We start from the raw sequence: 22802 nt of genomic DNA, 5'->3' as shown, positions 1-22802 counted from the left end.
GCGCAACCTCCCACGAATCGGAATCCCACCGTCCCACGCCCCGGCCGGTCAGAGCGCGGCGAGGCGCTCGTACTCCTCCAGGACGCGCGCGAACTCGCCGGTCGGCAGCTCGCAGGCGTGCCCGTCCAGCCAGAGGTGCTCGAGCCGGACCGTCCGGACGTCCACCCGGAGATGGCAGGCGTTCCCGGTGTGCTCCCACCCGGGGCGTGCCGCGCGGACGACGTCGAGGTGGTGCCGGTGGCACTGCACGTCGTGCAGGAGGAACGCCGTCAGGACGTGCGGCGCGCCGTTCACCGCGCGGGCGGTCCCGGCGGCGCGGGAGGCGGCCGCCTCCAGGTCCACGCCCGATTCGACCAGCTCGGGGAAGAACACGCGGACGTGCTGCGCGACGCCCTCCGCCTCCACCGGTTCGCACGGCAGCCGCACCACCGCGTCCGGGTCGACGTAGCCGTGCACCGGGACGCCCGAGACGAACGACGCCCACGCGCCGGGGACGGACGTGAGGAACCGGGCGCGGGACAGCGCATCCCGCAGGTCGGGGACGAGCCGGTCCGCGTCGATGCCGCGCGGCATGAACGTCTTGGTGCCGCCGCGCAGCCGCCCGCCCGCCTCGTCCAGCACGGCGAGGTCGGCCCAGCACGCGCCCGACCCGGTGCCGAGGACGCCGTGCGGGAGGCAGGCGTCGGGGTGCGGGGTGAGGCCGGCGACGTCCTCGAGGGTGGCGCGGGGCGTGCGGACGAGCGCCCAGCCGCGCGTCCGCCGGGACGTCCCGCCGAGGGCGAGCACCGCCGCCACCGGCTCGCCGCGCTGCGGCTCGCCATGCCCGGGCCCGCCGTGTCCCGGCCCGCGCTGCTGCGCGGCGGGGCGGTGCGAGTCCGCGTGCGCCTGCCGGAACGCCGCGACGACCTGCCGGAACGTCTCCGCGTCCAGGCACAGGTAGGCGCCGTTCTCGCCCTCGATGGTGGCGACGCCGACCGCGACGCCGACCCGGAACACCCGGCCCGGCCAGGTCACGGCGGCGCCGGGGCGGCCGAGCTCGGCGAGCATCCAGTCCAGCCCGAGGACGAACTCGGTGTCGGCGAGGAGCCCGGCGAGCGGCTCGTTGCCCGGCGCCGGGACGCACGCGACGTCCCCTGGGCCGTCCACGCGGAACGCGACGGGCAGCTCCCGGTCCGGGACGAACCGCTCCGTGCCGGCCTGGAGGACGCCTTCGAGCATCTGCCGGTGCCGCACCGCCCCGACCTTGTCCAGGTACTCCTCCAGGCAGCGGAGCAGGACGCCGGGGTCGAGGTCGCAGGACGACCAGCCGCCGACGTCCCGCAGGTGGACGACCGCGCCGTCGAAGTCGAGCCGGTGGAAGCGGTACAGCTCCTGCCAGGGCCGGTGCCCGCCGGGCTCCGCCGCCCCCGCGCTCAGCAGGCCCTTCGCCCGGATGATCGCGGCGACGTCCTCGCCCAGGTCGTTGAGCAGGAAGTCGCGCAGCGGGGCGTGCGCCGGGTCGGTCTCGACCGCGACGCGCACGCCGTCACCGCGGATCCGCACCGGAAGCGCCATCGCCATTCGCGTGATTATGCCGATAAGCGAAGATCATCACTGATATGGCGGAATGTTCGATCCCGATTCGGAACCAACCCGGCCCCTGCGGCGGGCCTACAGCGGCTCGTCGGCCATGTACGGCGGGGCCGGCTCGTACTGGATGTAGCGGCGCACCGCGCGCGCGTGGTCCCGCCCGTGGATGCGGCCGATCAGCCACAACGCCATGTCGATACCGGCCGACACGCCTTGGCTCGTGACCAGGTCGCCGTCCACGACGTACCGCGCGTCCCGGACGACCGTCACGTCACCGCGCGCCTCGAGCTGGTCCTCGGACGCCCAATGCGTCGCGACCCTGCGCCCCTTGGCCGGGCCCGCCTCGTGCAGGAGGAACGAGCCGGTGCACACGCTCGCCGTCCAGTCGGCCCGCTCGGAGGTCTTCGCGATCCAGCCCGTCACCGCCGCGTTGCCGATCTGCGTCACGCGGGCGCCCCGCCCGCCCGGCACCAGCAGGACGTCCAGCTCCGGGTGGTCGTCGAACGTGCAGTCCGGCACGACCCGCATCCCCTTCGCGCAGCGCACCGGCCCGGACCGCTCCGCGACCAGCACCGCCCTGTCGTCCCGCTCCCGCAGCATCGCCGAGGCCGTGAACACCTCCCACGGCCCCGCGAAGTCCAGCTCCTCGGCGTCCTCGAACACCAGCAGCCCGTAGGTCGTCATGCGTACTCCTTCGTCCCTCGGAATCGGTCCCGGTAGTCGGACGGCGCCACGCCGACCCGCCGGTGGAACGCCCGCCGCAGCGTCTCGCCGGTGCCGAACCCGAGCCGCCGCGCCAGCGCCTCGACCGGCTCGTCGCCCTCCGCCAGCGCCCGCCGCGCCGCCTCGATCCGCACCCGCTCCACGTACACCGACGGCGGCACCCCCATCTCGGCGGTGAACCGGCGCTGCAGGTGCCGCGGGCTCAGCCCCGAGCACGCGGCCAGGTCGGCGACGCTGTGCCGGGCGCCCGGATCGGTCTGCACGGCCGTCACCGCGACCCGGATCGGGTCCGACGCCGGCTGCGCCGACCACAGCGGCACGCTGAACTGCGACTGGCTGCCCGGCCGCCGCAGGAACATCACCAGCTCCCGCGCGACCGCGTGCGCGGCCGCCCGCCCGTGGTCGTCCTCGACGAGCGCGAGCGCGAGGTCCATGCCCGCGGTGACGCCCGCGGACGTCCAGATCCGCCCGTCCCGGATGAAGATCGGGTCGCAGTCGACGCGCAGCGCCGGGTACTCGGCCCTGAGCTGGGCCTCCCGCCCCCAGTGGCTCGTGACGCGCCGCCCGTCGAGCAGCCCGGCCTCGGCGAGCAGGATCACCCCGCTGCACACCGCCGCGACCCGCCGCGCGTCCCGCGCCGCGCCCGTCACCCAGCGGACCAGCGCCGCGTCCTCGCGGGCCCGGTCGACGCCGGTCCCGCCCACCACCAGCACCGTGTCGAACCCCTCCGGCGGGAGGTCGCCGACACCGTGCGAGGCGATCACGGGCAGCCCGCTGCTGGACGTCACCGGACCCGCCTGCGGCCCGACGACCAGGCACTCGTACCGCCCGGTCGCCTGCAGGACCTCGAACGGCCCGGTCAGGTCCAGCCCTTGGAACCCGTCATAGATGACGAACGCGACGCGCATGGCTCCAGGGTGTGTCCCGGCCGGTGATGGCGTCAACGACATGTACCCCACAGATCGCGTCATGCGCTCGCCCGCCGTTAATTCGACAAAAAAGCAGTTGACACCATTGCCGGGCTCAGGCATGATCATCGGCATGGAGCTTTGATACTTCCAGGTCGAGCCGCCCGCATTCCGCCGGGCCCGCTCCCGTTCTCCACGCCGAAGGCGACATTCCGCGAACACTTCCACTGGTCGACGCGTACCCGCGTGACCAGCGTTCCCGTCCTGCCTGCGGCCTTTTCCGACACCCTTTCACGGCGGCGATACGCCCATGCTCGGAGGTGGTTTCTCCATGCGCTCCCACAATCCCGAAAACGTGCCCTTCCCGACGAAGAAGAAGGTCAAGAAGAGCAAGACCGACGTCAGGTCGGCGACGTTCGCGAACAACCGCCGCGCCACCGGCCGGATGCCCACCCGGCAGTTCAACCGGGGCCGCTGACGGCGTCCCGGCCCCGGACCCATCCGTCCGGGGCCGGGAACTCCGCCCACACCACCGTCCGGGTCCCGTCCGCCCGGTAGCCCCACCGCGCGGCGAGACCCTGCACGATCCGCATCCCCCGGCCCGTCTCCGCGCCGGGATCGTCCTTCACGTACGGCCGCGTCCCCCACGCCCCGTCGTCGGTCACCTCCAGCCGCACCGTCCCGGACCCGGCCGCCACCGTCACCGTCACGAGGCCGCCCTCCAGGCCCGACGCCGTGTGCGTCACCGCGTTCGCGACGGTCTCGCTGACCGCCATCACCACGTCGTCGCGGTCCGGGAGGCCCGCCAGGAAGTCCCGGACGAACGCCCGCGCGCACCCCACCGACCTGCCGACACCCGGCAGCGTCACCGAGCCGAGCACCACGAGCCCTTCCCCGTCCACACCACCGCCTCCCCCGCACCGGCCATGGCCGGCGACGCGGCCGGCGGTTCCGAGCACGTCCTCGACGCCCACGCAGACGGCCCCCCTCGGTCCGAAAGCAGCCCGTCACCGCGCAGTACGTCTCCGCACCGGCCCCCAGTTCACCGGCCCGCCGGTACGCTTCCCCGCCATGGCGACCACGCACGGCGTCGAGATGGGCCCGGCCACCGTCACCAAGCGGTACCGGTCCTGGGACCTGGGGCAGCCGGAACGCGAATGGCGGGCGCTGACCCTGCTGGCCGAACACGCGCCGGCCCTCGCTCCGGAACCGCTGCGCTACGCCGCCGAGGACGACCCGCCGAGCATCACCATGTCCCGCCTCCCCGGCGAGCCGCTCGCGGCCCCGCTCACGGACACGCAGCTCACCGCGCTCGTCGAGGCGATGTCGGCCTCCCAGAACGCGATCCCCGCCGCGGCCCTCGCCGCCCTGCCCCCGCGGCTCCTCCACCCGCTCGACGCTCTGAAGAACCTCCGCACCTGGTCAGAGCGACCGGCACTACCCCCGGACGCCCTCGTCGCCGGCGCCCTCCGCGGCGCCCGCGACTGGCTCCGCCGGCCCCACCTCGACACCGTGTTCGCGGCCGAGCCGCCGCCCGTGTTCGGCACCGGCGACGGCAACCTCGCCAACTTCCTGTGGGACGGGTCGCGCGTCCGCCTCGTCGACTTCGAGTTCTCCGGACGCGGCGACCGGGCCTACGAGCTCGCCGAGGTCGCCGAGCACGTCTCCGCGAAGGGCGTGCTGGCCCCCGGCGCCCTGCTCGGCCGGTTCGAGCTGGCGCCGTCCGAGCGGGCCCGGCTCCCCGAATGCCGGCGCCTGCTGGCCGTCTTCTGGCTGCTCGCCCTGCTGTCCGACGACCCGGAGCACCCGCGCAACCCGCCCGGCACCCTCGGCCGGCAGGCCGAGCATCTGCTCGGCCTGCTCTGACCCGGCGGTCAGGACCGCCAGGGGCGGCCGGTGAGGCGCTCGTAGACCTCGATGTAGCGGGCGCGGGTGGCGTCCACGACGTCCTGCGGGATGGCCGGGCCGGGCGGCGTGCGGTCCCAGTCCAGCGTGCTGCTCCAGTCGCGGACGTACTGCTTGTCGTACGAGCGCTGCGCGCGGCCCGGCTCCCACTCGTCCGCCGGCCAGAACCGCGACGAGTCGGACGTCAGCACCTCGTCGGCGAGGACGAGCGTGCCGTCGGCGGCGCGGCCGAACTCCAGCTTCGTGTCCGCGATGATGATGCCGCGCTCCGCCGCGATCGCGGCGCCCCGCTCGTAGACCTCCAGCGTCACGTCCTTGAGCCGCGCGGCGGTGTCCGCGCCGATCTCCGCGACGACGTCGTCGTAGGTGATGAACTCGTCGTGTCCCTCGGACGCCTTCGTCGTCGGCGTGAAGATCGGCTCCGGCAGCTTCGACGCCTCGACGAGGCCGTCCGGCAGCGCGATGCCGGAGACGGTGCCGCCCTTCTCGTACTCCTTCAGGCCGAGGCCCGCGAGGTAGCCGCGCGCGATCCACTCGACGGGCAGCATCGTCAGCCGCCGGCACCGGATCGCCCGGCCCGCCCACTCGTCCGGGACCTGCGTCGCCGAGATCACGTGGTTCGGGACGACGTCCGCGAGCTGCTCGAACCACCACAGCGACAGCTGCGTGAGGATCTTCCCCTTGTCGGGGATCAGCGTCGGCAGGACGACGTCGTACACGCTCACCCTGTCCGACGCGACGAGGATCAGGTCGTCCCCGTCCGCGTAGACGTCCCGGACCTTCCCCGAGTGCAGCAGCTCCACGCCGTCCCCCTCAAACTCCCGCTCACCATGTGCTCCCGCCAATGATCCCAGCAGCGGCCTCCGGGCCGAGCAGCGGCATCGGGGCGGCCGGGGGTCAGGCGGACGGGAGGCGGGCGGGGGCGCCGCCGGCGACCTCCTCGAAGATCATCGACGACCGGAAGCCGGTGATCTCGCGGCGGCCGGCGAGCCGGTCGACGAGGAAGGCGTGCAGGTGGTCGAGGTCCTGGACGGCGACGTGCAGCAGGAAGTCGTCGTCGCCGGACAGGACGAACACGCGGAGCACCTCCGGCAGCCCGCCCGCGAACTCCTTGAACGCGTCGATCGCGGTGCGGCTCAGCGGGCGCACCTGGACCGACACGAGCGCCTGGACGCGGCGGTTGAGGGCGGCGGGGTCGATGTCGGCGTGGTAGCCGCGGATCACGCCCCGGCGGGTGAGCGCGCGGACCCGCTCCAGGCACGTCGAGGGCGCGATGCCGAGCTTGCGGGCGAGCTCCCGGTTGGACTGCCGCGCATCCGTCTGGAGAAGCCGCACGATCCCCGAATCAAGTTCGTCCATGCCCGGGAACGTAGCACCAATATCAAACAATCGTTCGGTGAGTATGGCCATCTGCTCTCAATTGCTTGATTCTCTGAGGTGAAGGCGTGCAGATGGAGGGGGAGCGATGCTCGACCACGAACAGGTGGTCATCCGGACCGGCCCGCGCACCGGCCTGCCGGTGATCATCGCCGTCCATTCGACGGCGCTCGGCCCGGCCGCCGGCGGCGTGCGCATGTGGCGGTATCCGGGGTGGCGGGACGGCCTCGCCGACGCCCTCCGGCTGTCGGCCGCCATGACCGCGAAGTTCGCGGCGGCCGGGCTGTCCAACGGCGGCGGGAAGACCGTGGTGGCCCTCCCCGAGGGCACGGTGCTGGACGGGCCCCGGCGGCGCGACGCGCTGCACGACGTCGGCGACGCGATCGCCGCGCTGGACGGGGCGTACTCGGCGGGTCCCGACGTCGGCACCGCGCCCGCCGACATGGCGGTGATCGGCGAGATCACGCCGCACGTCTTCTGCCGGCCCGCCGAGGCCGGCGGCAGCGGCGACTCGTCCCCGCACACCGCGGACGGGACGCTCGCCGCGCTGCGCGCCGCCGCCCGCCACCTGTACGGCACCCGGAGCCTGGCGGGCCGCCGCTTCGGGATCATCGGCCTCGGGCACGTCGGCGAGCACCTCGCGGGCCTGCTCGCGGCGGAGGGCGCCGAGCTGACGGTCACCGACATCGACCCCGGCAAGCGGCCGAAGGCCGAGGCGCTCGGCGCCGCCTGGACCGCGCCGGACGAGATCCTCGGCGCGGACGTCGACGTCCTCGTCCCCGCCGCCCTCGGCGGCGTCCTGACCGAGCAGACCGTGCCGAGGCTGCGCTGCCGGGCCGTCGTCGGGCCCGCGAACAACCAGCTCTCCTCCCCCGACGTGGCGGACCTGCTGCACCGGCGCGGCATCCTCTGGGTGCCCGACTACGTTGCCAGTGCCGGCGGCGTGATCCACGCGGTCACCACGGAGCTGCACCGTCTCGGCCCTGACGAGGCCCGGGCCCGCGTCGCCGCCATCGAGGACACCGTCACCGGCCTGCTCGACACCGCGACCCGCTCCGGCCGGACCCCCGCCGAGGCGGCCGACGCGCTCGCCCGACGCCGCGTCCGGACGGCGGCGTCATGAGCGGCACTGGACGCGCCCGAAGGGCCGAGTTGTTCGCGGGCGACGAGAGCAGGTTCGCCTTCCCCGCCGTCGGCGACGAGCGCCGCCTGCTCCTCGACGTCCTCGGCGCGCAGCGGGCGACGCTGGAACTGAAATGCGCGGGCCTCGGCAGCGAGCTGGCGCTCCGGGCCGTCGAACCGTCGACGCTGTCGCTGCTCGGGCTCGTCCGGCACCTCGCCGATGTCGAGCGCCGCTGGTTCCGGCAGGTGCTCGCCGGGCAGGACGCGCCGCCGCGCTTCTCGTCCGCCGGCGATCCGGACGGCGACTTCGACGGCGCCGTGCCGGACCCCGCCGTGATCGCCGCCGCGTGGGACGCCTGGCGCGACGAGGTCGCGTTCGCCGACGCCTTCGCGGCGGGCGCGCCGCACCTCGACGTGGAGGGCCGGGACGCCTGGCGCGGGACGGTGTCGCTGCGCTGGGTGCTCGTCCACATGATCGAGGAGTACGCCCAGCACAACGGGCACGCGGACCTCCTCCGCGAACGCATCGACGGCGCCCGCGGCAAGTGACGGCGCGGGTCAGGACACGACCCGCAGGAACGCCCCGGCGATCGTCCGGTACCCGGCGGCGTTGGCGTGCCCGTCGCCCTGGTCGCACTGGGAGGTCCAGGCGCAGATCCGCGCCACGTTCAGCGGGACGGTGCCGTACGGGGCCGTCGTGACCTGCGTCGAGAAGTCATGCGTGGCGAAGGCCGCGTTCACGTCGGCGACCCTGAAACCGCTCGCCAGGGCGGCGCCTCGCTGCACGCCGTTGAACGCGTCGAGCATCGGCACGGAGGCGATCGCGGTGGCCCGGTCGCCCTTCACCCAGGACGCGAGGCCGGGGTCGTAGTACGTCATCGAGGCGTAGACCGGGACGTCGCCGCCCGCCGCCCGAAGCCCGCCGGTGATCTGCGGCAGTTCGCCGAGAAGGCTTCCGACCCCCTTGAGCCCGCAGGCCAGGTCGCCTTCCAGCAGGCAACCGACGTTGTTGACCCCGATGCTCAAGGTGACGTACCGGACCCGGCCGCGGTGCCGCTTGAGGAAGTCGAGCGCCGCGTCCATCTGGGAACCGGCGCGGTAGGCGCAGATCCCGCCCTTGAGCATGGTGGTCGTCGTCTCGCCCGGGCACCCCAGCTTCACCAGCCGCAGCCCGGGATGCCTCGCCTCCAGCGCGGCGTGCAGGACGTCGGTGTAGCCCTCGTCCGTCGGCCCCCGTCCCGCCTGGACGCCCACCGCGCCCGAATCGCCCAGCGCCAGGTAGTACGTCGCCGACGCCGCCGAAGCGGCCGCGGCCCCGGAGCCAAGGACGAGCACCACCATCGCGAACACCACCGTCAACCGGCTCGCCAATCGAATCACGCCCTCTCGTAGCCCGAAGACGATCCTGGACGGGGCGGGACGGCGGTACTAGAGCCTCGAGTGACAATAAACAGACGTCTTTGTCTTTTTGATCAGCCGAGGAGCTCGCGCGCCAGGGACTCCTCCAGCCAGCCGCGGTAGCGCTCGCCGCTCCAGCCCCGGTGCCGGCGGAGAAGCCGGTGCACGTGCGGGGAGACCAGGGCGTACAGGACGTCCGCGGCCCCCGCCGGGTCCAGGCCGTCACGCAGGGCGCCCCGGGCCTGCAGGCTCTCGGCCAGGGCGAGGTGCACCCGGTGCGTGGCGGCCGCGCCGGCGTCGGCGGCGGCCCGCATGTCGGGGTCGGCGCCCGCCGCCTCGACGCTGACCATGATCAGGTCCCCGGCGCGGTCCAGCAGCGCGGCGGAGTAGGCGACGTGCCGGGCGATCGCGGCGCGCGGGTCGGCGTCGTCCCGGGCGGCGACGATCTCGGGCCGGGCGGCGACCGCGACCGGCTCCTCGTCGCCGACGGTCGCCACGTCCAGGGCATGGGAGAACAGGGCCGCCTTCGAGGGGAACGCGTCGTACAGCGTGCGTTCGCCCACCTCGGCCGCGACCGCGATCTGCCGCATGGTCGTGGCGGCGTACCCCTGCTCCACGAACAGCCGGACCGCCGCCTCCCTGATGCGTCCCCGCCGCGCCGCCGCGGCGGCGGCGCGGGTCGTCGACCGGTACGCACGCTTGACGGTGTCTCCCATGGCGAGCATGCTACCCGTATTGACCGCAGTACTACTGCGGCGAAATTCGGAGGCAGCCATGACCGACCCGCGACTGGCCGGGGTCCACCACGTGAAGATCCCCGTCACCGACCTGGCCCGCTCGATCGCGTTCTACTCCCGCGTCCTCGGCTTCACCGTGGAGATGGAGTTCCCCGACGCCGACGGTGCCGTCCGCGGCGTCGCCGGCCGCGTCCCCGGCCTCGGCGCGACCCTGCTGGCCCTGCGCGTCAACCCGGCCGCCGCCGAGGGCTGCGCCGGGTTCGACCCGGTCAGCTTCGCCGTCACCGGCCAGGCCGACATCGAGGCGTGGGCCGCCCACCTGGACGGACTCGGCATCGACCACTCCCCGGTGATCGAGGCCTCGGTCGGCTGGCTGCTGGTCTTCTCCGACCCCGACGGCCTCCAGCTGCACCTGTACAGCTGGGCGGCACACGGCCTCGACCACTCCGCCCGCCCCGGCTACGCCCGCCCCACGGAACCATCCCAGTAGCGACCACCTCCGGCGGGGTCGGGAAGACGGGGGCGGGGTTCGGCGGAGTACGGGTGATCGTTGGCCGAACACTCGAAAGGTTCCGCAATGACAGGACAGGTACGTGACCGCCGGGTTGGGTGAGTCGCCGGCCGACCTCGACCTCGTGACGGGCTTCCGGCGGGACCCGGAGCGGTTCACCGACGTCCACGACCGGTACTTCCGGGACGTCTACCGCTACGTCGCCGGACGCCTGGACGCCCAGATCGCCGAGGACATCGCCGCCGAGACGTTCTGCCTCGCGTTCGGGAAGCGCGACCGGTTCGACCCGGAACGCGGCAGCCTGCGCGCCTGGCTGTTCGGGATCGCCACGAACCTCGTCGCGCAGCACCGCCGCAAGGAGGCGCGCCGCTACCGGGCCATGGCGCGCAGCGCGGGCGACGCCCCCGATGTGGGCAGCCACGAGGACCGCGTCGTCACCGAGACGGCGGCCGCGCGGATGCGGCCCCAGCTCGCCAAGGCGCTCGCCTCGCTCTCCCCCGGCGAACGCGACGTGGTGCTCCTCGTCGCGCTGGCCGAGCTGAGCTACGACGAGGTCTCGGACGCGCTCGGGATCCCCCAGGGCACGGTGGGCTCCCGCCTGTCGCGGGCCCGCAAGAAGCTGCACGACGCAATCCGGCCGGAGGCATTCCATGGATGAACTGACGATGCTCGGCACCGCGCTGGCCGGGCCCGAACCGTCCGCCGACGCCGTGGACCGCAGCCGGCACCGGCTGCGGAACACGATGCGCGGCGGGCCCGCCAAGCCCAGGCGCAGGAAGCGGTGGATCGTCGCCGGGGCCGGGCTCGCGGCCGCGGCGGCAGCGGCGGCCGTGGTCGTCTCCGACCTGTCGGCGCCGGACGCGAGGAAGGAGCCGGTGCTGTCCGGGCGGCAGGTCATGCTCGCCGCCGCGACCACCGCGGAGTCCAAGCCCGCGGCGTCCGGCACGTACTGGCACACGAAGCTGGTCCTCACGATGGGGAAGGTCACCCACGTCTCCGAGACGTGGACGCGGAGCGACGGCAGCACGTGGCTCAGCGCCGCGCCCGGCCTGGTCAGCCGCGTCGAGAAGCGGCCGGTGATGAGGATCTCCGACCTCGACTTCGCCGGGATCCAGCGGCTGCCGACCGACCCGGACCGGCTCAAGACCGCGCTGCTCAAGAGCGTCACGGTCCCCGCCGCACGGGAGAGGCCGGAGCTCTACACCGTCGACCTGCTGCAGTCGGTGCTCTCCGAGGCGCCCGCCCCGCCGAAGGTCCGCGCCGCGGCCTACCGCGCCCTCGCGGCGATGCCCCACATCGACAACCTCGGCAGGACGGCGGGCGGCTACCGGCTCAAGATCTCGTACATGAACGACGCCGGGACGCGCGTCGACGGCACCGAGACGATCGTCGTCGACCCGAAGAGCACGCAGCTCCGCGTCGAGGGCTGGGACGGGTTCGGCGACGGGCCCAACCCCGTCGGGCCATCGCAGACGACGTCCGGCTGGACGAACACGCTGCCGGGCCGGATCGTCCCCTGGCGCGAGCAGATCCCGTACATCAAGAAGGAGAACCAGCAGCTCAAGGCACAGAACCAGAACCACTGACCGCACCGGTCTCCCCCGATGTCCATCGGGGGAGACCGTTCGCGGTTCCTCTCCCCTCACGTGGTCGGAGTCGTCGGGCGTCATGCGGCCGTGGAGGTCTGCTTCCTGGCCTGGCGCACCGCCCGCAGGGCGCCGGACCAGGCGATCACCTGGTCGAGCATGCCGTTCACGGCGGCGTCGAGGCCGTCCTGGGGGACGAAAGCGCCGGTGTGGAACGAGGGGTGCGTCGCGATGGTGGGCTGGGCGCGGACCGTGGCCACCTGGAGTTCGGCGAGGACGAGCCGCAGCGCCTCGGCGGCCCGGGCCCCGGCGACCCAGCCGCCGTAGCTGATGATCCCGGCGGCCTTGTCGTTCCACTCCCGGTAGACGTAGTCCAGCGCGTTCTTCAGCGCCCCCGGGTAGGAGTGGTTGTACTCGGGGACGAGGAACACGTAGCCGTCGAAGCCGTCGATGAGTTCGCCCCAGGCACGGGTGTGGTCGTGCTGGTACCGCTGGAGGTTCGGGTTGCCGGGCTCGTCGAGGTTGCCGAGGTCGTGGTCGGCGAGGTCGACGAGGTCGTAGTCGGCGCCGCCGTGGGCACGGGCGGCCTCCAGCGCCCAGGCGGCGATCTGTTCGCCGCGGCGTCCGGGACGGGTGCTTCCGAGGATGAGCGCGATGCGGAGCGTCATGGCTTCCCTCCAGGAGAGTTGATACGTCAACTTTAGAGCGAAACGAGTTGATGCGACAACTTCACTGGTCACGGTTATCCTCGTCGGCATGGCGGAGCCTCGATCGCTGGAGCCGGCGGAGTGGGAGTTCTGGGATGCCTGGATGCGCGCGCAGCGCCTGCTCACCAGCGAACTGGAGCGTGGCCTGCAGCGTGACTGCGACATCTCGAAGGCCGAGTTCAGCGTGCTGGTGACGCTGTGGCAGGCCGGCGGCCGCGAGATGCGGGTCGGGGAACTCTCCGCGTCGCTCGACTGGGACAAGAGCCGCGTCTCACATCAGCTGACGCGGATGGAGAAGCGCGGCTTCGTCACACGCACCCGGTACGGGGCCGACGGCCGCCGCGCGGGGATCGGGCTGACCGACGAGGGCCGCCGCGCCGCCGAGAAGGCCGTCCTCGTGCACGGCGACAACATCCGCCGCCACTTCTTCGACTCGCTGACCCCCGAGCAGGCATCCGTCATCCGCGCCTGGAGCGAACAGGCAGTAGAACGCCTCACCCCACCGCGCACCGCCACCACCGGCGACGGCGCGCCCTAGTGCCGCATCAGGCTATGTTCGCCCCTTGGTGACCTGAGGCGGGACCAGTCCGGCCGGCCACTCCCTCCTCGGGCATGATGGGGCCATGGAGGACCAAGCGCCCCTTGGATCCGGTGGCAGCCAGGCGCCGATGAGCCGAGAGATCCTGCTCGATGAAGCGGTGGAACCGGTCAAGGCGACGGCCCGTATCCAGATCCGCCGCATCCGGATCGCCCCTGGCCATCCCGCCGGTCGGCACATCCACAACGGGCCCGTGTTCGGCAGCATCGAATCCGGCTCGGCCGTCTACCAGATCGCCGGCCAGGAGCCCTCGGTACTGCGCCCCGGGGACGTGTTCCACGAACCCCAGGGCGCGGTGATCGAGAAGTTCGACGCCACCGAGGAAGGCGTCACCTTTCTGGGCTACTTCCCGCTCGCCGCAGGCGAGGAGCCGGCGATCGAACCGCCCGCCGACTCCTGACAAGGTCGGGACACGCCGCTCAGCCAACGTTCGCCCCGTTGACGACGGTGCGTAGTGCATGGTCGGCGCCGTGGAGCGCGAAGTAGCGCAGAGCGGTGAACTGGACCTCGATCCGTTCATTGACGCGGTACCAGTTCGTCGGGTCCGTCACTGCCACGTCCCACGGTGCTAGTGCTTGATGTGCGTCCGGAACTCCGCGAACGCCCGCCGATCGAACACCAGCCTCGCGCCGTCCGGATCCTTACTGTCTCGCGCGACGACGGCATTGGGAAGAGCAGCAACCTCGACACAATCTCCGCCATTGTTGGTGCTGTGGCTGCTCTTACGCCAGGGAATGTTGTTCAGGTCCATCTCGTCCGACACCTCCACGACCGACACCAGGCCAGTCGGCCCTACCGTTTGACGCCCGTCAGAAAAACCGAGAACGCCCGCCGGCCGAACACCAGCCTGGGACCATCCGGGTCCTTGCTGTCGCGAACGGCCACGTTGTCCGGCAGCGACGCCAACTCCACGCAGTTGCCGCCGTTGGACGTGGTGCAGCTCGACTTCCGCCAGACAGCCCCAGTCATGTCCATCACTGCCACACCCCTGCGGTGCTAGCGCCTGATCCGTGTCAAGAACTCCGCGAACGCCCGCCGGTCCACCACCAGCATGGGGCCGTCCGGATCCTTGCTGTCGCGAACGGCCACCGTCCCCGGCACCGATGCCAGTTCCACGCAATTGCCACCGTTGGACGTGGTGTAACTCGACTTCCGCCAGATTGCGCTAGTCAGGTCCATCTTTCTCGCACCGCTTTCTGAATTACTTCGATCGAATGACTGACAGGCAAGGCCAGCGACCGGATCTCGATGAGCGATCGGCTCACCAACGCGATGTCTTCCGGATCACTGAGCGTGAGACCGCGCGCCGCCATGTCCACGTAGGCGATCTCACTTCTATCGGGGAGTGTGGCCAGGGTGAATGAACCGCTGTTACCAGCATGCTCACCAGCACTCGGGACGATCTGGACGGTCACGACGCGCCGCTCCACCTGGTAGAGGAGATGCTCCAGTTGCTCCTTCATGAGCTCCGAGCTGCCGACCGGCCGGTAGAGGGACACCTCATCCTGGAGCACTGAGAGATTCGGCGGTGGCGGATTCTCCCGGCCCAGGATGATCTGGCGGTTGATACGCGCTTCGACCGCTTCTTTGTCGCCTCTCAGCAGCGCAGAGGCATAGGCGGGAGTCTGGAGAAGGCCGTGGATATTTAGCGGCTCGTATGCCTGGAGCATTTCCGCTTCGGGTTCGACGGTGTGCCAGTCGAACCAGGTGGGGAAGGTGGCGTCCTTCACCAGGTCGTCGTAGAGGTCGAGGAGTTCACCGTCCGCGTCCAGGGCGTGATCCATGGTTTCGGCGAACTCGCGTGTGCAGCGGGTGCGGCCGTTCTCCACCGCGCCGATGTACTGCGGCTTGACTCCGAGGCCGCCGTTGGCGCGGCGGCCGAGCGCCTCCTGCGTCCAGCCTTTCGCCTCGCGCAGCCGGCGGAACCTGCGGCCGAAGGCGAGCAGCGTCGGCGAGACCGTCCCGCGCTTGCGCTGTGGAGCCATGTCCTCATCCTCCCTCTTTCGGGGCACCCAACCAACACCCAAGTGACGGGGGCGCACGCACCATGGCTTGCCATGCGTGACATGCGTTTTGTCACGCTGGGTGCTTTGATTATGGCTGACTGTCATCAAGAAGCAAAGGAAGTATCCACGGCCAGTCAGGGATGGTGTCCGATGTCGCCTACTTCGTTCGCCTCGGAGGTGCCGACGCTGGTGTTGGAGCCGGATGATCGGGCTCCGGGGCTGGCGCGGCGGTTCCTCGCGGAATGGTTCCGCGAATGGGGGTCGCGCGACGACTACATCGGACGCGTCCTGGTGAGCGAGCTCGTCACGAATTCGTGCGTGCACGGTGAAGGGCCGGTCGTGGTGCGGGTGTTCCGGGACGAGCGGGACGGCGGCGCCGTGATCGAGGTGTGGGACGGCGGCAACGGGCGTCCGGTGGTGTGCGCGGAGGACGTGCAGGCCACGTCCGGGCGCGGGGTGTTCATGGTCTCGGAGCTCGCGCTCTCCTGGGGCACTCGGCCGCTGGTGGAAGGCGGAAAGGTCACGTGGGCGAAATGCGGCCTCTAGTGGGTCGTGCAGTTCGGCTCCGGCTCGCGGCCGGCAGGGCGCGGGCCTTTCGAACGGCGCGTTCGGCGCAGGGCGAGGTTCTGTCGCAGCGGGTTCGCGAATCGCGAGTGGAGGCGGTCGGCGCGCTTCTCACGTGCCGGTTCTTTTCGGCTCGGTGAAAGCAACGTCCGAGACAAGGAGGTAGGGCAATGGGCAAGCACGACAACAGCGGCGACACGCATCGGCCGGGGCAGCCGATTCCCCCTGACAAGAAGGATGACGACAACACCGGTGGCGGCGGGAAGAGGGGAAAGTGACCACATCCGAACTCGTCCGGCGGTTGCGGGAGAGCGGTGACCTGCGCAGTCCGGAGTGGGAGCGGGCGATACACGCGGCTCCACGCCATCTGTTCGTCCCGGATCGGGCCTGGTGCACGCCCGACGGCGGCGGTGCCGATTTCGCGATCGACCGGTCCGCCGATCCGGAGCGGTGGCGGGAGGCCGCCTATGCCGACGCCGCGATCATCACGCAGGTGGACGACGGCGTCGGCGAACCGGCGTCCGGTCAAGGGGCGTGGACGTCGTCGCTGTCGGCGCCCGGGGCGGTGGTGAGCTTCCTCGAGCTGCTCGCGCCCCGGGATCACGACCGCGTGCTGGAGATCGGCACGGGGACGGGGTGGACGGCGGCCCTGCTGTCGTCCCGGCTCGGCGCCGGGCGGGTTACGTCCGTCGAGGTGGACGAGCGGGTCGCGGAGAGGGCGGCGGCGAACCTGCGGGAGGCGGGGTTCGCGCCGGACCTGGTGGTCGGCGACGGTGAGGAGGGCGTGCCCGCGCGGGCGCCGTTCGACCGGGTCCACGTGACGTGCGGGGTCACCGTCCTGCCGCCGAGCTGGATCGAGCAGACGCGGCCGGGCGGCGTGATCCTCTTCCCGTGGATGCCGTCGTTCGGGGACGGGCACAAGGCGCGGCTCACGGTGACGGGCGACGGCCGCGCGATCGGGCGGTTCCACGGGCCGGCCGATTACATGATGCTGCGGTCGCAGCGCAGTCCCGGCTTCGGTGACCTCGGCCGAGACGGCGACGAGACGCGGACCCGGCTGGATGCGCGGACCGTGACGCGCGGCTCGTACGGGGCGGACGTGGCGATCGCCGGGATGCTGCCCGACGTGCTCGGTGGCGAGCGGATCGTCCGGGGGCGGCCGAGCCTGGTACTCGTGGACGAGGCGGGCACGTCGTGGGCGCGGTGCTCGTACCGGACGGGCGCGGACGACTTTCCGGTGGTCCAGGGCGGTGAGCGGCGGCTATGGGACGAGGTCGAGGCCGCCTACCTGCGCTGGGTCGGGTGGGGAAGTCCCGGGCGGGACCGGTTCGGGCTGGTCGCCGGTCCGGAAGGGCAGCGGGTCTGGTTCGAGCGTCCGTCCAACGTGATCTGAGGCGGGGGGCGGGACGGCGTCACGTGCGGGATGGGACTAGGGCGGTGGTGAAGTGGTCGATGTGGGTGGCGAGTTCGTCGGGGGCTTCCAGGGGTGACAGGTGGCCGGTGTCCTCGATGACCGTCATGCGGGCGCCCGGGATGAGGGGTAGCAGGTCGGTCTGGAGGGACGCGGGCGGGTCGACGCGGTCGTGCCGTCCGGCCAGGACGTGAACGGGGACGTCGATGGCGCCGGCGGCGGCGGTGATGTCGGCGGTGATGCCGTGCCGCGGCCAGGCGAGGCGGGCGTCGTCGCCGGCGGCGGCGGCGGCGAGGCTGTCGGTCAGCACCTGTTCGCGCAGGTCGGCGGGCAGGGGGCGGTGGGTCAGGACGTGCTGGAGCGCGTCGTCCACCGTCGCGCGGCTGTCGTAGGCGTGCGACAGCGCCTCCGCTGCCTGCGCGTCCGCGGTGGGGCGGGGCGGGGCCGGGGCGATGAGGACGAGCCCGGCCAGCCCCTCGGGCCGCCGCGACGCGGCCAGCTGGGCGACCTTCCCGCCCATCGAGTGCCCGACGAGGACGTACCGGTCGAGTCCGAGGCCGCGGACGACGTCGAGGACGTCGTCGGCGAGCCGCTCGATCCCGTAGGGGCCGGGGACGTCGCGGGACGCGCCCCAGCCGCGGTGGTCGTAGGCCACGACGGCGGATCCGGACGCGAGGCGGTCGATCACCGGGGCGAAGGTGCGGTGGGAACCGCCCCAGTAATGGAGGAACACCAGCGCCTCCGGCGAGCCGTCCCGCACCCACACCGGCAGCCGCCCGCCCTGGACGTTCACGTATCGCTTGTCCATCTGGACTCTCCTTTCGTCTGCTTCGACGCTACGAACCGGCGACCTCTCGGAACAGGTAAGCTCCGGCCTGTCTATGGTGAAAAACGGACAGCGAGAAGACATTCGATCGCTGCGCTACGCGGCGGACGGCGGCGTCGAAGTCATCACGTTTCCCCAGCTGCGGGGAATGCCCGCAGGCAGTGGCCATCCGCCCCTGCAGCGGGCCGACTTCCATGTGCTCGCGATCGTCGGTTCGGGGCGGGGAGCGGTGACGGTGGATTTCGTCCATCACCGCCTGGAGCCGGGCACGATCGTCTGGATCCGGCCGGGCAACGTGCACCGCTGGGACGACATCGCCCGCGTGGGCGGGACCCTCGTGCTCTTCCGTCCCGAAGCCGTCCCGCACGGTTCTCCGGGCGCCGAGCCCTTCGGCCCTGTCAGCTGGCGGCAGCCGGAGCGTCCGGCGCTGGTCCGTCTCGCCGCCGACCACCTGCGCCGCGAGTACGACGCGTCCCGGACCCGTCCGATGCCGGGCAGTACCGCGATCCTGCGCGCGCTCCTGGAGGTGCTCCTGCTGCGCGCCGGTGACTGCGCGCCCCCGCCACCCGCCGGACGAGAGGCCTTTACCGCCTACGCCGCGGCCGTCGAGGCGCACTTCGCGGAGTCGCGGGAGGTCGCCTGGTACGCCCGGCGGCTGGGCTACTCGCCGCGCACCCTCAGCCGGGCGACGCAGGAGGCGACTGGCCGCAGCGCCAAGCGGTTCCTGGACGACCGGGTGGTGCTGGAGGCCAGGAGGCTCCTCGCCCATACCGGCATCACCGTCGCCGAATGCGCCCGCCGCACCGGATTCGACGACACCGCCAACTTCTCCAAGTTCTTCCGCGCCCGCACCGGCCTCGCCCCCGGCGCGTTCGCGGCGCGGGCGCGCACCCCCGTGGACGCGCCCGCGCCGGACGGCCGGTGACGCCGGTCAGGCGAGGCTCTGGCCCTTGCGGCGCGCGCGCATGCGCAGGGGTGCCTCCACGAGGTGGACGCTGAGCATGGCCAGCGCGAAGCCGACGGTCCCGAACGCCAGCAGGCGGGGAAGCAGGACCAGCTCACCGGGCTCGGTTCCCGGGAAGACCAGGTCGGACGCGCCGATGACGACGGGCGCGGCGACGACGGCCAGCAGCGCGCAGGCGCGGCGGTGGGCGCGGGTCGACGCGAGCGCGGCGATGGTCAGGACGGCCGCCGCGAGCATGCCGGCCAGCTTCAGCTCGCTCCAGGTCTCGATGTTCTCGACCCACCGGTTCATGACCTGGTCGGAGGGGTGGTGAGGCGGTTCGCCGACCACCAGGGAGAACAGCGGGTGGGAGTGGAGCGCGACGAAGGCGGCCACCAGGACCGCGGCTCCGGCGACCCGGCGGCGGCCCAGGAGACGGGCGCCGTGGCGCGGGCCGGGCGACGCGACGATGGAGGCCGTGGTCAGCAGCGCGAGCGGCAGCGACGCGCCCGCGAAGTCCCGGCCGAGGTACGCGTACGCGTGGTCCTGGAGGACCGTCCCGTACAGCGCGAAGGCGATCTGGACGGTGGTGACCGCGCACGCTCCGACCGCGGCGGGACGGCGCATGCCGCGCCAGGCGAGCACCGCGATGACGGTCCAGGCGAGCCAGTACGGTGCGGTGCCGAAGAAGTAGAGCAGCCCGTACACCTTCATGGAGGTGTCGGGCTCGGCGGCGATCGTCAGCGCGTACGGGGTGTTGGCGGCGAGCCTGAGCGCTCCGCCGACGAAAAGGAGCGTGGCGAGGAAGCCGGTGACGGCGAGGGCGTCCGCCCAGGGGGACGCGCCGGTGCCGGACGCGGCGCGGCGGAGCCGGATCCGGGCGGCGCCGAGCAGCAGGTCGGCGGCGTCGGCGAGGGACGGGCGGGTCTGGCCGGGGCTCGCCGCGGACAGCAGCACGTCCAGCATCTCCTCGCCGTGGGCCTCCCGGTGGGCGGCCGGGTAGCAGGCCAGGAGGCGGCGGTAGCGGTCTTCGAGCGTGCTCAACGGAGTCCCTTCGGGGACAGGGCGGCGAACGCCGGGGCGGTGCCGCCGCCGGGGAGGCGGAAGGCGGCGAGGCGGCGGGCGGCGGCCTCGGTGCGGCGGCGGAGCGCCTCGACCTCGGCGGCGAGGGCGGCGGCGCCGTCCTCGGTGAGCCGGTAGTAGCGGCGGAGCCGGCCGTCGACGACCTCCTCGCGGTCGGGGGCGATGAGGCGTTCGGCCTGGAGCCGGTCGAGGGCGGCGTACAGGGTGCCGGCGCGCAGCCGGGTGCGGCCGGCGGAGATCCGCTCGACGTCGGCGATGATCCCGTAGCCGTGCTGCGCGCCGTCCGCGAGCGCGGTGAGGATCAGGAACGTCGGTTCCTGCATCGGCTTGCTCATGCGGTCTTTATATATCGATCATCTGACTATCAGCAACCGCCGGGCCCCGCTGGGCCCGTCGGACCCGGCGGGCAGGTTTGCGGCCCCGTACGCTTGGTAGCGATCAACCACGTAGTGTGACGATCCCCGGGGACGGCCGTGGCGCAGAGCAGGAGCGAGCGCGTCCAGTACTGGCGCAACCGGCTCTTGGTGTCCGTGCGGGGGCGCGCGACGGTCGTCACCGTCGCGTTCGCGGCGCTGTTCCTGACCGTGATCCTCGTGCTCGGGATGCTCCTCGTCCGCGACTGGCTGGAGCGCCGGGAGGCGGACAAGGCGGAGCGCACCACCGAGCGGATCACGTTCGACATCCTCCGCGGGCAGGCCGACGTGACGCTCGCGACCCGTCCGGACGAGACCGGCCTGGTGCAGATCGTCAGCCCCAACGGCCGGCGGGTCCTGGCGGCGTCGCCCCCGGCCCGCGGCAAGCCGCCGCTGGCGTCGGCCGACCTCAGGTCCGGGAGCCTGCTCGTCGACCGGCGGGCGTGCCCGGCGTCGATCCCCGGCTGCGCGTGGATCTTCGGCCTGCGGGTGGTGAACAGGTCGCCGTGGGGGCCGGGGGTGATGGTCGTCTCCGCCGAGCCGCTGCCGAGCCTGCTGAACGTGTGGGGGCTGCCGCTGAGCCTGGTCGCGGTCCTGCTCGTGCTGCTGGCCCTCGTCGCGTGGTGGACGTGGCACACGATCGGCCGGGCGTTCGCGCCGATCGACCGGATCCGCCGGGAGCTGTCGGACCTCGACGCGCGGGACCTGCGCCAGCGCGTGTTCGTCCCGCGCACGCACGGCGAGATCCAGGCGCTCGGCGAGACGGTGAACGGGACGCTGCAGCGGCTGGAGGAGGCGACCGACCGGGAGCGCCGGTTCATCTCCGACGCCTCGCACGACCTGCGCAACCCGATCGCCGGGCTGCACATGCAGCTGGAGATGGCGCTGGACGAGGCGAACGACGAGTCGCGGCCGCTGCTCCGCTCGGCGCTGCGCGACGCCGAGCGGCTCAACGACATCGTGATCGACCTGCTGGAGCTGTCCCGGCTGGACTCGCGGGCGCCGCAGCCGGTGGAGCCGGTCGACCTCGCGGAGGCGGCGCGCCGCGAGGTGGACCGGCGCGGCGACGGCGTGCGGGTCACGGCCCGGCTGGAGCCCGGCGTGGTCGTCCGGGCGAACCCGGTGCGGATCGCGCGGGTGCTCGGGAACCTGCTGAGCAACGCCGAGCGGCACGCCGAGTCGAGCGTCGAGGTGACGGTCCGGCGCGACGGCGGGACGGCGGTGCTCCAGGTCCAGGACGACGGCCACGGCATCGCCCCGGACCAGCGGGAACGGGTCTTCGAGCGGTTCGCGCGGCTCACCGAGTCGCGGGAGCGGGACCCGCAGGGGACGGGCCTCGGGCTGCCGATCGCCCGCGAGATCGCCGAGATCTACGGCGGCACCCTCACCATCGCCGACAGCGAGCGCGGCGCGTGCTTCGTCATGCGCCTGCCGCTCGCCCCGGACGGCGGATGACGTCGATGACGCCGGACAGCCCTTCGGCGCCGTGACCGGCGTCGACGGCGCGCCGGAACAGGTCGTGCAGGGCGGCCGGCCCGGCGGTGTCGATCCCGGCCTCGCGGCTCGCCTCGACGACGTGGCCGGCGCCGACGGCCTGCATGCGGAGGCTGTTGGCCTCGCCGGGGGACGCGCCCTCCTCGATCTCGCGGGTGAGGATGCCGAGGAAGCCCATCGGTCCGTCGCCGGTCAGGGCCTCAAGGGTCGCGGACGCGAAGGGCCGGAACCGGTCCGCGGGCACCCCGGCGGTGCCGAGCAGGGCCGCGCCGTGCATGTACGAGACGAGCGTCGACCAGAACAGGTACAGCTGCGCCTGGTAGTAGAGCATCGACAGGCCCGGGTCGGTGCCGACGAACATGGTGTCGCCGAGTTCGGCGAGGGTGTCGCGGTGCCGGTCGAGGACGGGTTCGGGGCCGCTGTAGAAGACGTACGCGCCGGGCCGTCCGATGCCGGGCGGCGGCACCATCACGCCGCCGGTCAGCAGGTCGGCGCCGTTCTCGCGGGCCCAGTCGCCGGCGCGGCGCAGCTCGCCGGGGCTGCCGGAGCTGAGGTTGACCAGGGCGCGTCCCTTGACGTCGGCGTCGCCGATGGAGTCGTACATGGCCTGGTAGTCGGTCTGGCTGATGACGACCAGGTCGGACGCGGCGAGCGCGTCGTCCATGGTGGCGGCGAGGGTCACGCCCTGCTCGACCAGTGGCGCGGCCTTGGACGGGGTGCGGTTCCACACCGTGGTGGGGTGGCCGTTGGCGAGGAACGTCCGCGCCATGGTCGCGCCCATGGGGCCTAGGCCGATGACGGTGACCGGCGACTTCATGTGGTTCTCCTTCGAGGGTTGTTGTGCGGCAACAGGCGCAGCGCTATGTGCGGCGCTGTGCGGACTCCAAGGTGGCTCGGGGCGCTACGGAAGGGCTGCGGGTG

Annotated in this window: 30 protein-coding genes and 1 pseudogene; 13 read left to right on the top strand and 18 right to left on the bottom strand. The window is 72.6% G+C overall.

Annotation, left to right across the window (positions count from 1 at the left end):
* Window positions 1-48 precede the first annotated feature (48 nt).
* The 3 genes from AB0C78_RS15920 to AB0C78_RS15910 form a co-directional block, all read right to left on the bottom strand.
* Window positions 49-1560 (bottom strand): hypothetical protein, encoded by a 1512-nt coding sequence (locus tag AB0C78_RS15920; protein WP_360747646.1) that lies wholly within the window; start codon window positions 1558-1560, stop codon window positions 49-51.
* 90 nt (window positions 1561-1650) lie between these two features.
* Window positions 1651-2253: a DJ-1/PfpI family protein gene (locus AB0C78_RS15915; protein ID WP_360747643.1), complete on the bottom strand. Its 603-nt coding sequence runs from the start codon at window positions 2251-2253 to the stop codon at window positions 1651-1653.
* Window positions 2250-3200, bottom strand: coding sequence for a DJ-1/PfpI family protein (locus AB0C78_RS15910; protein ID WP_360747640.1), 951 nt, complete (start codon window positions 3198-3200; stop codon window positions 2250-2252). The genes AB0C78_RS15915 and AB0C78_RS15910 overlap by 4 nt, the downstream gene beginning before the upstream one ends.
* 355 nt (window positions 3201-3555) lie before the next feature.
* Here AB0C78_RS15910 and AB0C78_RS15905 point away from each other — a divergent pair, with 355 nt between their 5' ends.
* Window positions 3556-3678 carry a hypothetical protein gene (locus tag AB0C78_RS15905; RefSeq protein WP_360747637.1) on the top strand — a complete coding sequence of 41 codons (123 nt, stop codon included), beginning with the start codon at window positions 3556-3558 and terminating at the stop codon, window positions 3676-3678.
* Here the strand turns inward: AB0C78_RS15905 and AB0C78_RS15900 are convergent.
* Window positions 3662-4102 (bottom strand): ATP-binding protein, encoded by a 441-nt coding sequence (locus AB0C78_RS15900; protein WP_360747634.1) that lies wholly within the window; start codon window positions 4100-4102, stop codon window positions 3662-3664. The genes AB0C78_RS15905 and AB0C78_RS15900 overlap by 17 nt on opposite strands.
* Window positions 4103-4271: 169 nt before the next feature.
* On the opposite strand from AB0C78_RS15900, the gene AB0C78_RS15895 reads away from it, so the two are divergent.
* Complete coding sequence (locus tag AB0C78_RS15895) at window positions 4272-5066, top strand: aminoglycoside phosphotransferase family protein (RefSeq protein ID WP_360747631.1); 795 nt, start codon at window positions 4272-4274, stop codon at window positions 5064-5066.
* 8 nt (window positions 5067-5074) lie between these two features.
* On the opposite strand, the gene AB0C78_RS15890 is transcribed toward AB0C78_RS15895, so the two are convergent.
* Window positions 5075-5908 carry a phosphoribosylaminoimidazolesuccinocarboxamide synthase gene (locus AB0C78_RS15890; RefSeq protein ID WP_360747628.1) on the bottom strand — a complete coding sequence of 278 codons (834 nt, stop codon included), beginning with the start codon at window positions 5906-5908 and terminating at the stop codon, window positions 5075-5077.
* 94 nt (window positions 5909-6002) lie between these two features.
* Window positions 6003-6464, bottom strand: coding sequence for an Lrp/AsnC family transcriptional regulator (locus AB0C78_RS15885; RefSeq protein WP_360747625.1), 462 nt, complete (start codon window positions 6462-6464; stop codon window positions 6003-6005).
* Window positions 6465-6570: 106 nt separating this feature from the next.
* Here AB0C78_RS15885 and AB0C78_RS15880 point away from each other — a divergent pair, with 106 nt between their 5' ends.
* Both AB0C78_RS15880 and AB0C78_RS15875 read left to right on the top strand, forming a co-directional pair.
* On the top strand, window positions 6571-7605 hold the full coding sequence (locus AB0C78_RS15880) for a Glu/Leu/Phe/Val dehydrogenase dimerization domain-containing protein (RefSeq protein WP_360747622.1): 1035 nt from the start codon (window positions 6571-6573) through the stop codon (window positions 7603-7605).
* Window positions 7602-8153, top strand: a complete 552-nt coding sequence (locus AB0C78_RS15875) for a DinB family protein (protein ID WP_360747619.1) — start codon at window positions 7602-7604, stop codon at window positions 8151-8153. Before AB0C78_RS15880 ends, AB0C78_RS15875 begins: the two co-directional genes overlap by 4 nt.
* Window positions 8154-8162: 9 nt before the next feature.
* Here the strand turns inward: AB0C78_RS15875 and AB0C78_RS15870 are convergent, their stop codons facing one another.
* Both AB0C78_RS15870 and AB0C78_RS15865 read right to left on the bottom strand, forming a co-directional pair.
* Window positions 8163-8984 carry an SGNH/GDSL hydrolase family protein gene (locus tag AB0C78_RS15870; RefSeq protein ID WP_360747616.1) on the bottom strand — a complete coding sequence of 274 codons (822 nt, stop codon included), beginning with the start codon at window positions 8982-8984 and terminating at the stop codon, window positions 8163-8165.
* A gap of 92 nt (window positions 8985-9076) precedes the next feature.
* Complete coding sequence (locus AB0C78_RS15865) at window positions 9077-9718, bottom strand: helix-turn-helix domain-containing protein (RefSeq protein WP_360747613.1); 642 nt, start codon at window positions 9716-9718, stop codon at window positions 9077-9079.
* 58 nt (window positions 9719-9776) lie between these two features.
* Between AB0C78_RS15865 and AB0C78_RS15860 the strand changes: the two genes are divergently transcribed.
* From AB0C78_RS15860 to AB0C78_RS15850, 3 genes are all read left to right on the top strand, one after another.
* The gene (locus AB0C78_RS15860; protein WP_360747610.1) at window positions 9777-10229 is read left to right on the top strand and encodes a VOC family protein; all 453 of its coding nucleotides are present in this window, start codon (window positions 9777-9779) and stop codon (window positions 10227-10229) included.
* Window positions 10230-10332: 103 nt separating this feature from the next.
* The gene (locus AB0C78_RS15855) at window positions 10333-10908 is read left to right on the top strand and encodes an RNA polymerase sigma factor (RefSeq protein WP_360747607.1); all 576 of its coding nucleotides are present in this window, start codon (window positions 10333-10335) and stop codon (window positions 10906-10908) included.
* Window positions 10901-11836, top strand: a complete 936-nt coding sequence (locus tag AB0C78_RS15850; protein WP_360747604.1) for a CU044_5270 family protein — start codon at window positions 10901-10903, stop codon at window positions 11834-11836. Before AB0C78_RS15855 ends, AB0C78_RS15850 begins: the two co-directional genes overlap by 8 nt.
* 80 nt (window positions 11837-11916) lie before the next feature.
* Here the strand turns inward: AB0C78_RS15850 and AB0C78_RS15845 are convergent, their stop codons facing one another.
* Complete coding sequence (locus tag AB0C78_RS15845) at window positions 11917-12504, bottom strand: NAD(P)H-dependent oxidoreductase (protein ID WP_360747601.1); 588 nt, start codon at window positions 12502-12504, stop codon at window positions 11917-11919.
* 88 nt (window positions 12505-12592) lie between these two features.
* Here AB0C78_RS15845 and AB0C78_RS15840 point away from each other — a divergent pair, with 88 nt between their 5' ends.
* Together AB0C78_RS15840 and AB0C78_RS15835 are read left to right on the top strand one after the other, a co-directional pair.
* The gene (locus AB0C78_RS15840; RefSeq protein ID WP_360747598.1) at window positions 12593-13081 is read left to right on the top strand and encodes a MarR family transcriptional regulator; all 489 of its coding nucleotides are present in this window, start codon (window positions 12593-12595) and stop codon (window positions 13079-13081) included.
* Between the two features lie 85 nt (window positions 13082-13166).
* Window positions 13167-13541, top strand: coding sequence for a cupin domain-containing protein (locus tag AB0C78_RS15835; protein WP_360747595.1), 375 nt, complete (start codon window positions 13167-13169; stop codon window positions 13539-13541).
* Window positions 13542-13560: 19 nt separating this feature from the next.
* On the opposite strand, the gene AB0C78_RS15830 is transcribed toward AB0C78_RS15835, so the two are convergent.
* Genes AB0C78_RS15830 through AB0C78_RS15810 form a run of 5 tightly spaced genes read right to left on the bottom strand, consistent with a single transcriptional unit; the run spans window position 13561 to window position 15126 of the window.
* Window positions 13561-13698 carry a hypothetical protein gene (locus tag AB0C78_RS15830; protein WP_360747592.1) on the bottom strand — a complete coding sequence of 46 codons (138 nt, stop codon included), beginning with the start codon at window positions 13696-13698 and terminating at the stop codon, window positions 13561-13563.
* A gap of 11 nt (window positions 13699-13709) precedes the next feature.
* Window positions 13710-13892, bottom strand: a complete 183-nt coding sequence (locus AB0C78_RS15825) for a DUF397 domain-containing protein (RefSeq protein WP_360747814.1) — start codon at window positions 13890-13892, stop codon at window positions 13710-13712.
* 41 nt (window positions 13893-13933) lie between these two features.
* Complete coding sequence (locus tag AB0C78_RS15820; RefSeq protein ID WP_360747811.1) at window positions 13934-14110, bottom strand: DUF397 domain-containing protein; 177 nt, start codon at window positions 14108-14110, stop codon at window positions 13934-13936.
* Between the two features lie 27 nt (window positions 14111-14137).
* Window positions 14138-14320, bottom strand: a complete 183-nt coding sequence (locus AB0C78_RS15815) for a DUF397 domain-containing protein (RefSeq protein WP_360747589.1) — start codon at window positions 14318-14320, stop codon at window positions 14138-14140.
* Window positions 14311-15126: a helix-turn-helix transcriptional regulator gene (locus tag AB0C78_RS15810; protein ID WP_360747586.1), complete on the bottom strand. Its 816-nt coding sequence runs from the start codon at window positions 15124-15126 to the stop codon at window positions 14311-14313. The genes AB0C78_RS15815 and AB0C78_RS15810 overlap by 10 nt, the downstream gene beginning before the upstream one ends.
* 171 nt (window positions 15127-15297) lie before the next feature.
* Here AB0C78_RS15810 and AB0C78_RS15805 point away from each other — a divergent pair, with 171 nt between their 5' ends.
* On the top strand, window positions 15298-15693 hold the full coding sequence (locus AB0C78_RS15805; protein ID WP_360747583.1) for an ATP-binding protein: 396 nt from the start codon (window positions 15298-15300) through the stop codon (window positions 15691-15693).
* Window positions 15694-15985: 292 nt separating this feature from the next.
* Complete coding sequence (locus AB0C78_RS15800) at window positions 15986-17104, top strand: methyltransferase domain-containing protein (RefSeq protein ID WP_360747580.1); 1119 nt, start codon at window positions 15986-15988, stop codon at window positions 17102-17104.
* A 19-nt stretch (window positions 17105-17123) separates the two neighbouring features.
* Here the strand turns inward: AB0C78_RS15800 and AB0C78_RS15795 are convergent, their stop codons facing one another.
* A complete protein-coding gene (locus AB0C78_RS15795) occupies window positions 17124-17930 on the bottom strand; it encodes an alpha/beta hydrolase (RefSeq protein WP_360747577.1) in 807 nt (268 codons plus the stop codon).
* Between the two features lie 166 nt (window positions 17931-18096).
* Here AB0C78_RS15795 and AB0C78_RS15790 point away from each other — a divergent pair, with 166 nt between their 5' ends.
* Window positions 18097-18873: a helix-turn-helix transcriptional regulator gene (locus AB0C78_RS15790; protein WP_360747574.1), complete on the top strand. Its 777-nt coding sequence runs from the start codon at window positions 18097-18099 to the stop codon at window positions 18871-18873.
* 6 nt (window positions 18874-18879) lie between these two features.
* On the opposite strand, the gene AB0C78_RS15785 is transcribed toward AB0C78_RS15790, so the two are convergent.
* Window positions 18880-19935: a hypothetical protein gene (locus AB0C78_RS15785; RefSeq protein WP_360747571.1), complete on the bottom strand. Its 1056-nt coding sequence runs from the start codon at window positions 19933-19935 to the stop codon at window positions 18880-18882.
* Entirely contained in the window at window positions 19932-20309 is a 378-nt protein-coding gene (locus tag AB0C78_RS15780; RefSeq protein ID WP_151539411.1) for a PadR family transcriptional regulator, read from the bottom strand. The genes AB0C78_RS15785 and AB0C78_RS15780 overlap by 4 nt, the downstream gene beginning before the upstream one ends.
* A gap of 138 nt (window positions 20310-20447) precedes the next feature.
* On the opposite strand from AB0C78_RS15780, the gene AB0C78_RS15775 reads away from it, so the two are divergent.
* Entirely contained in the window at window positions 20448-21842 is a 1395-nt protein-coding gene (locus AB0C78_RS15775) for a HAMP domain-containing sensor histidine kinase (protein WP_360747568.1), read from the top strand.
* Here the strand turns inward: AB0C78_RS15775 and AB0C78_RS15770 are convergent.
* Window positions 21808-22701 (bottom strand): annotated as a pseudogene (locus AB0C78_RS15770) (NAD(P)-binding domain-containing protein); the annotation flags it as partial. The gene AB0C78_RS15775 and the pseudogene AB0C78_RS15770 overlap by 35 nt on opposite strands.
* Window positions 22702-22802: the final 101 nt, after the last annotated feature.

Origin of the sequence: Actinomadura sp. NPDC048394 (assembly GCF_040651755.1) — a bacterium.
In the GTDB taxonomy this organism is placed as follows: Bacteria; Actinomycetota; Actinomycetes; order Streptosporangiales; family Streptosporangiaceae; genus Spirillospora; species Spirillospora montaniterrae.
Note: the sequence above shows the minus strand (reverse complement) of the source record. Positions and strands in the feature narration are given on the sequence as shown.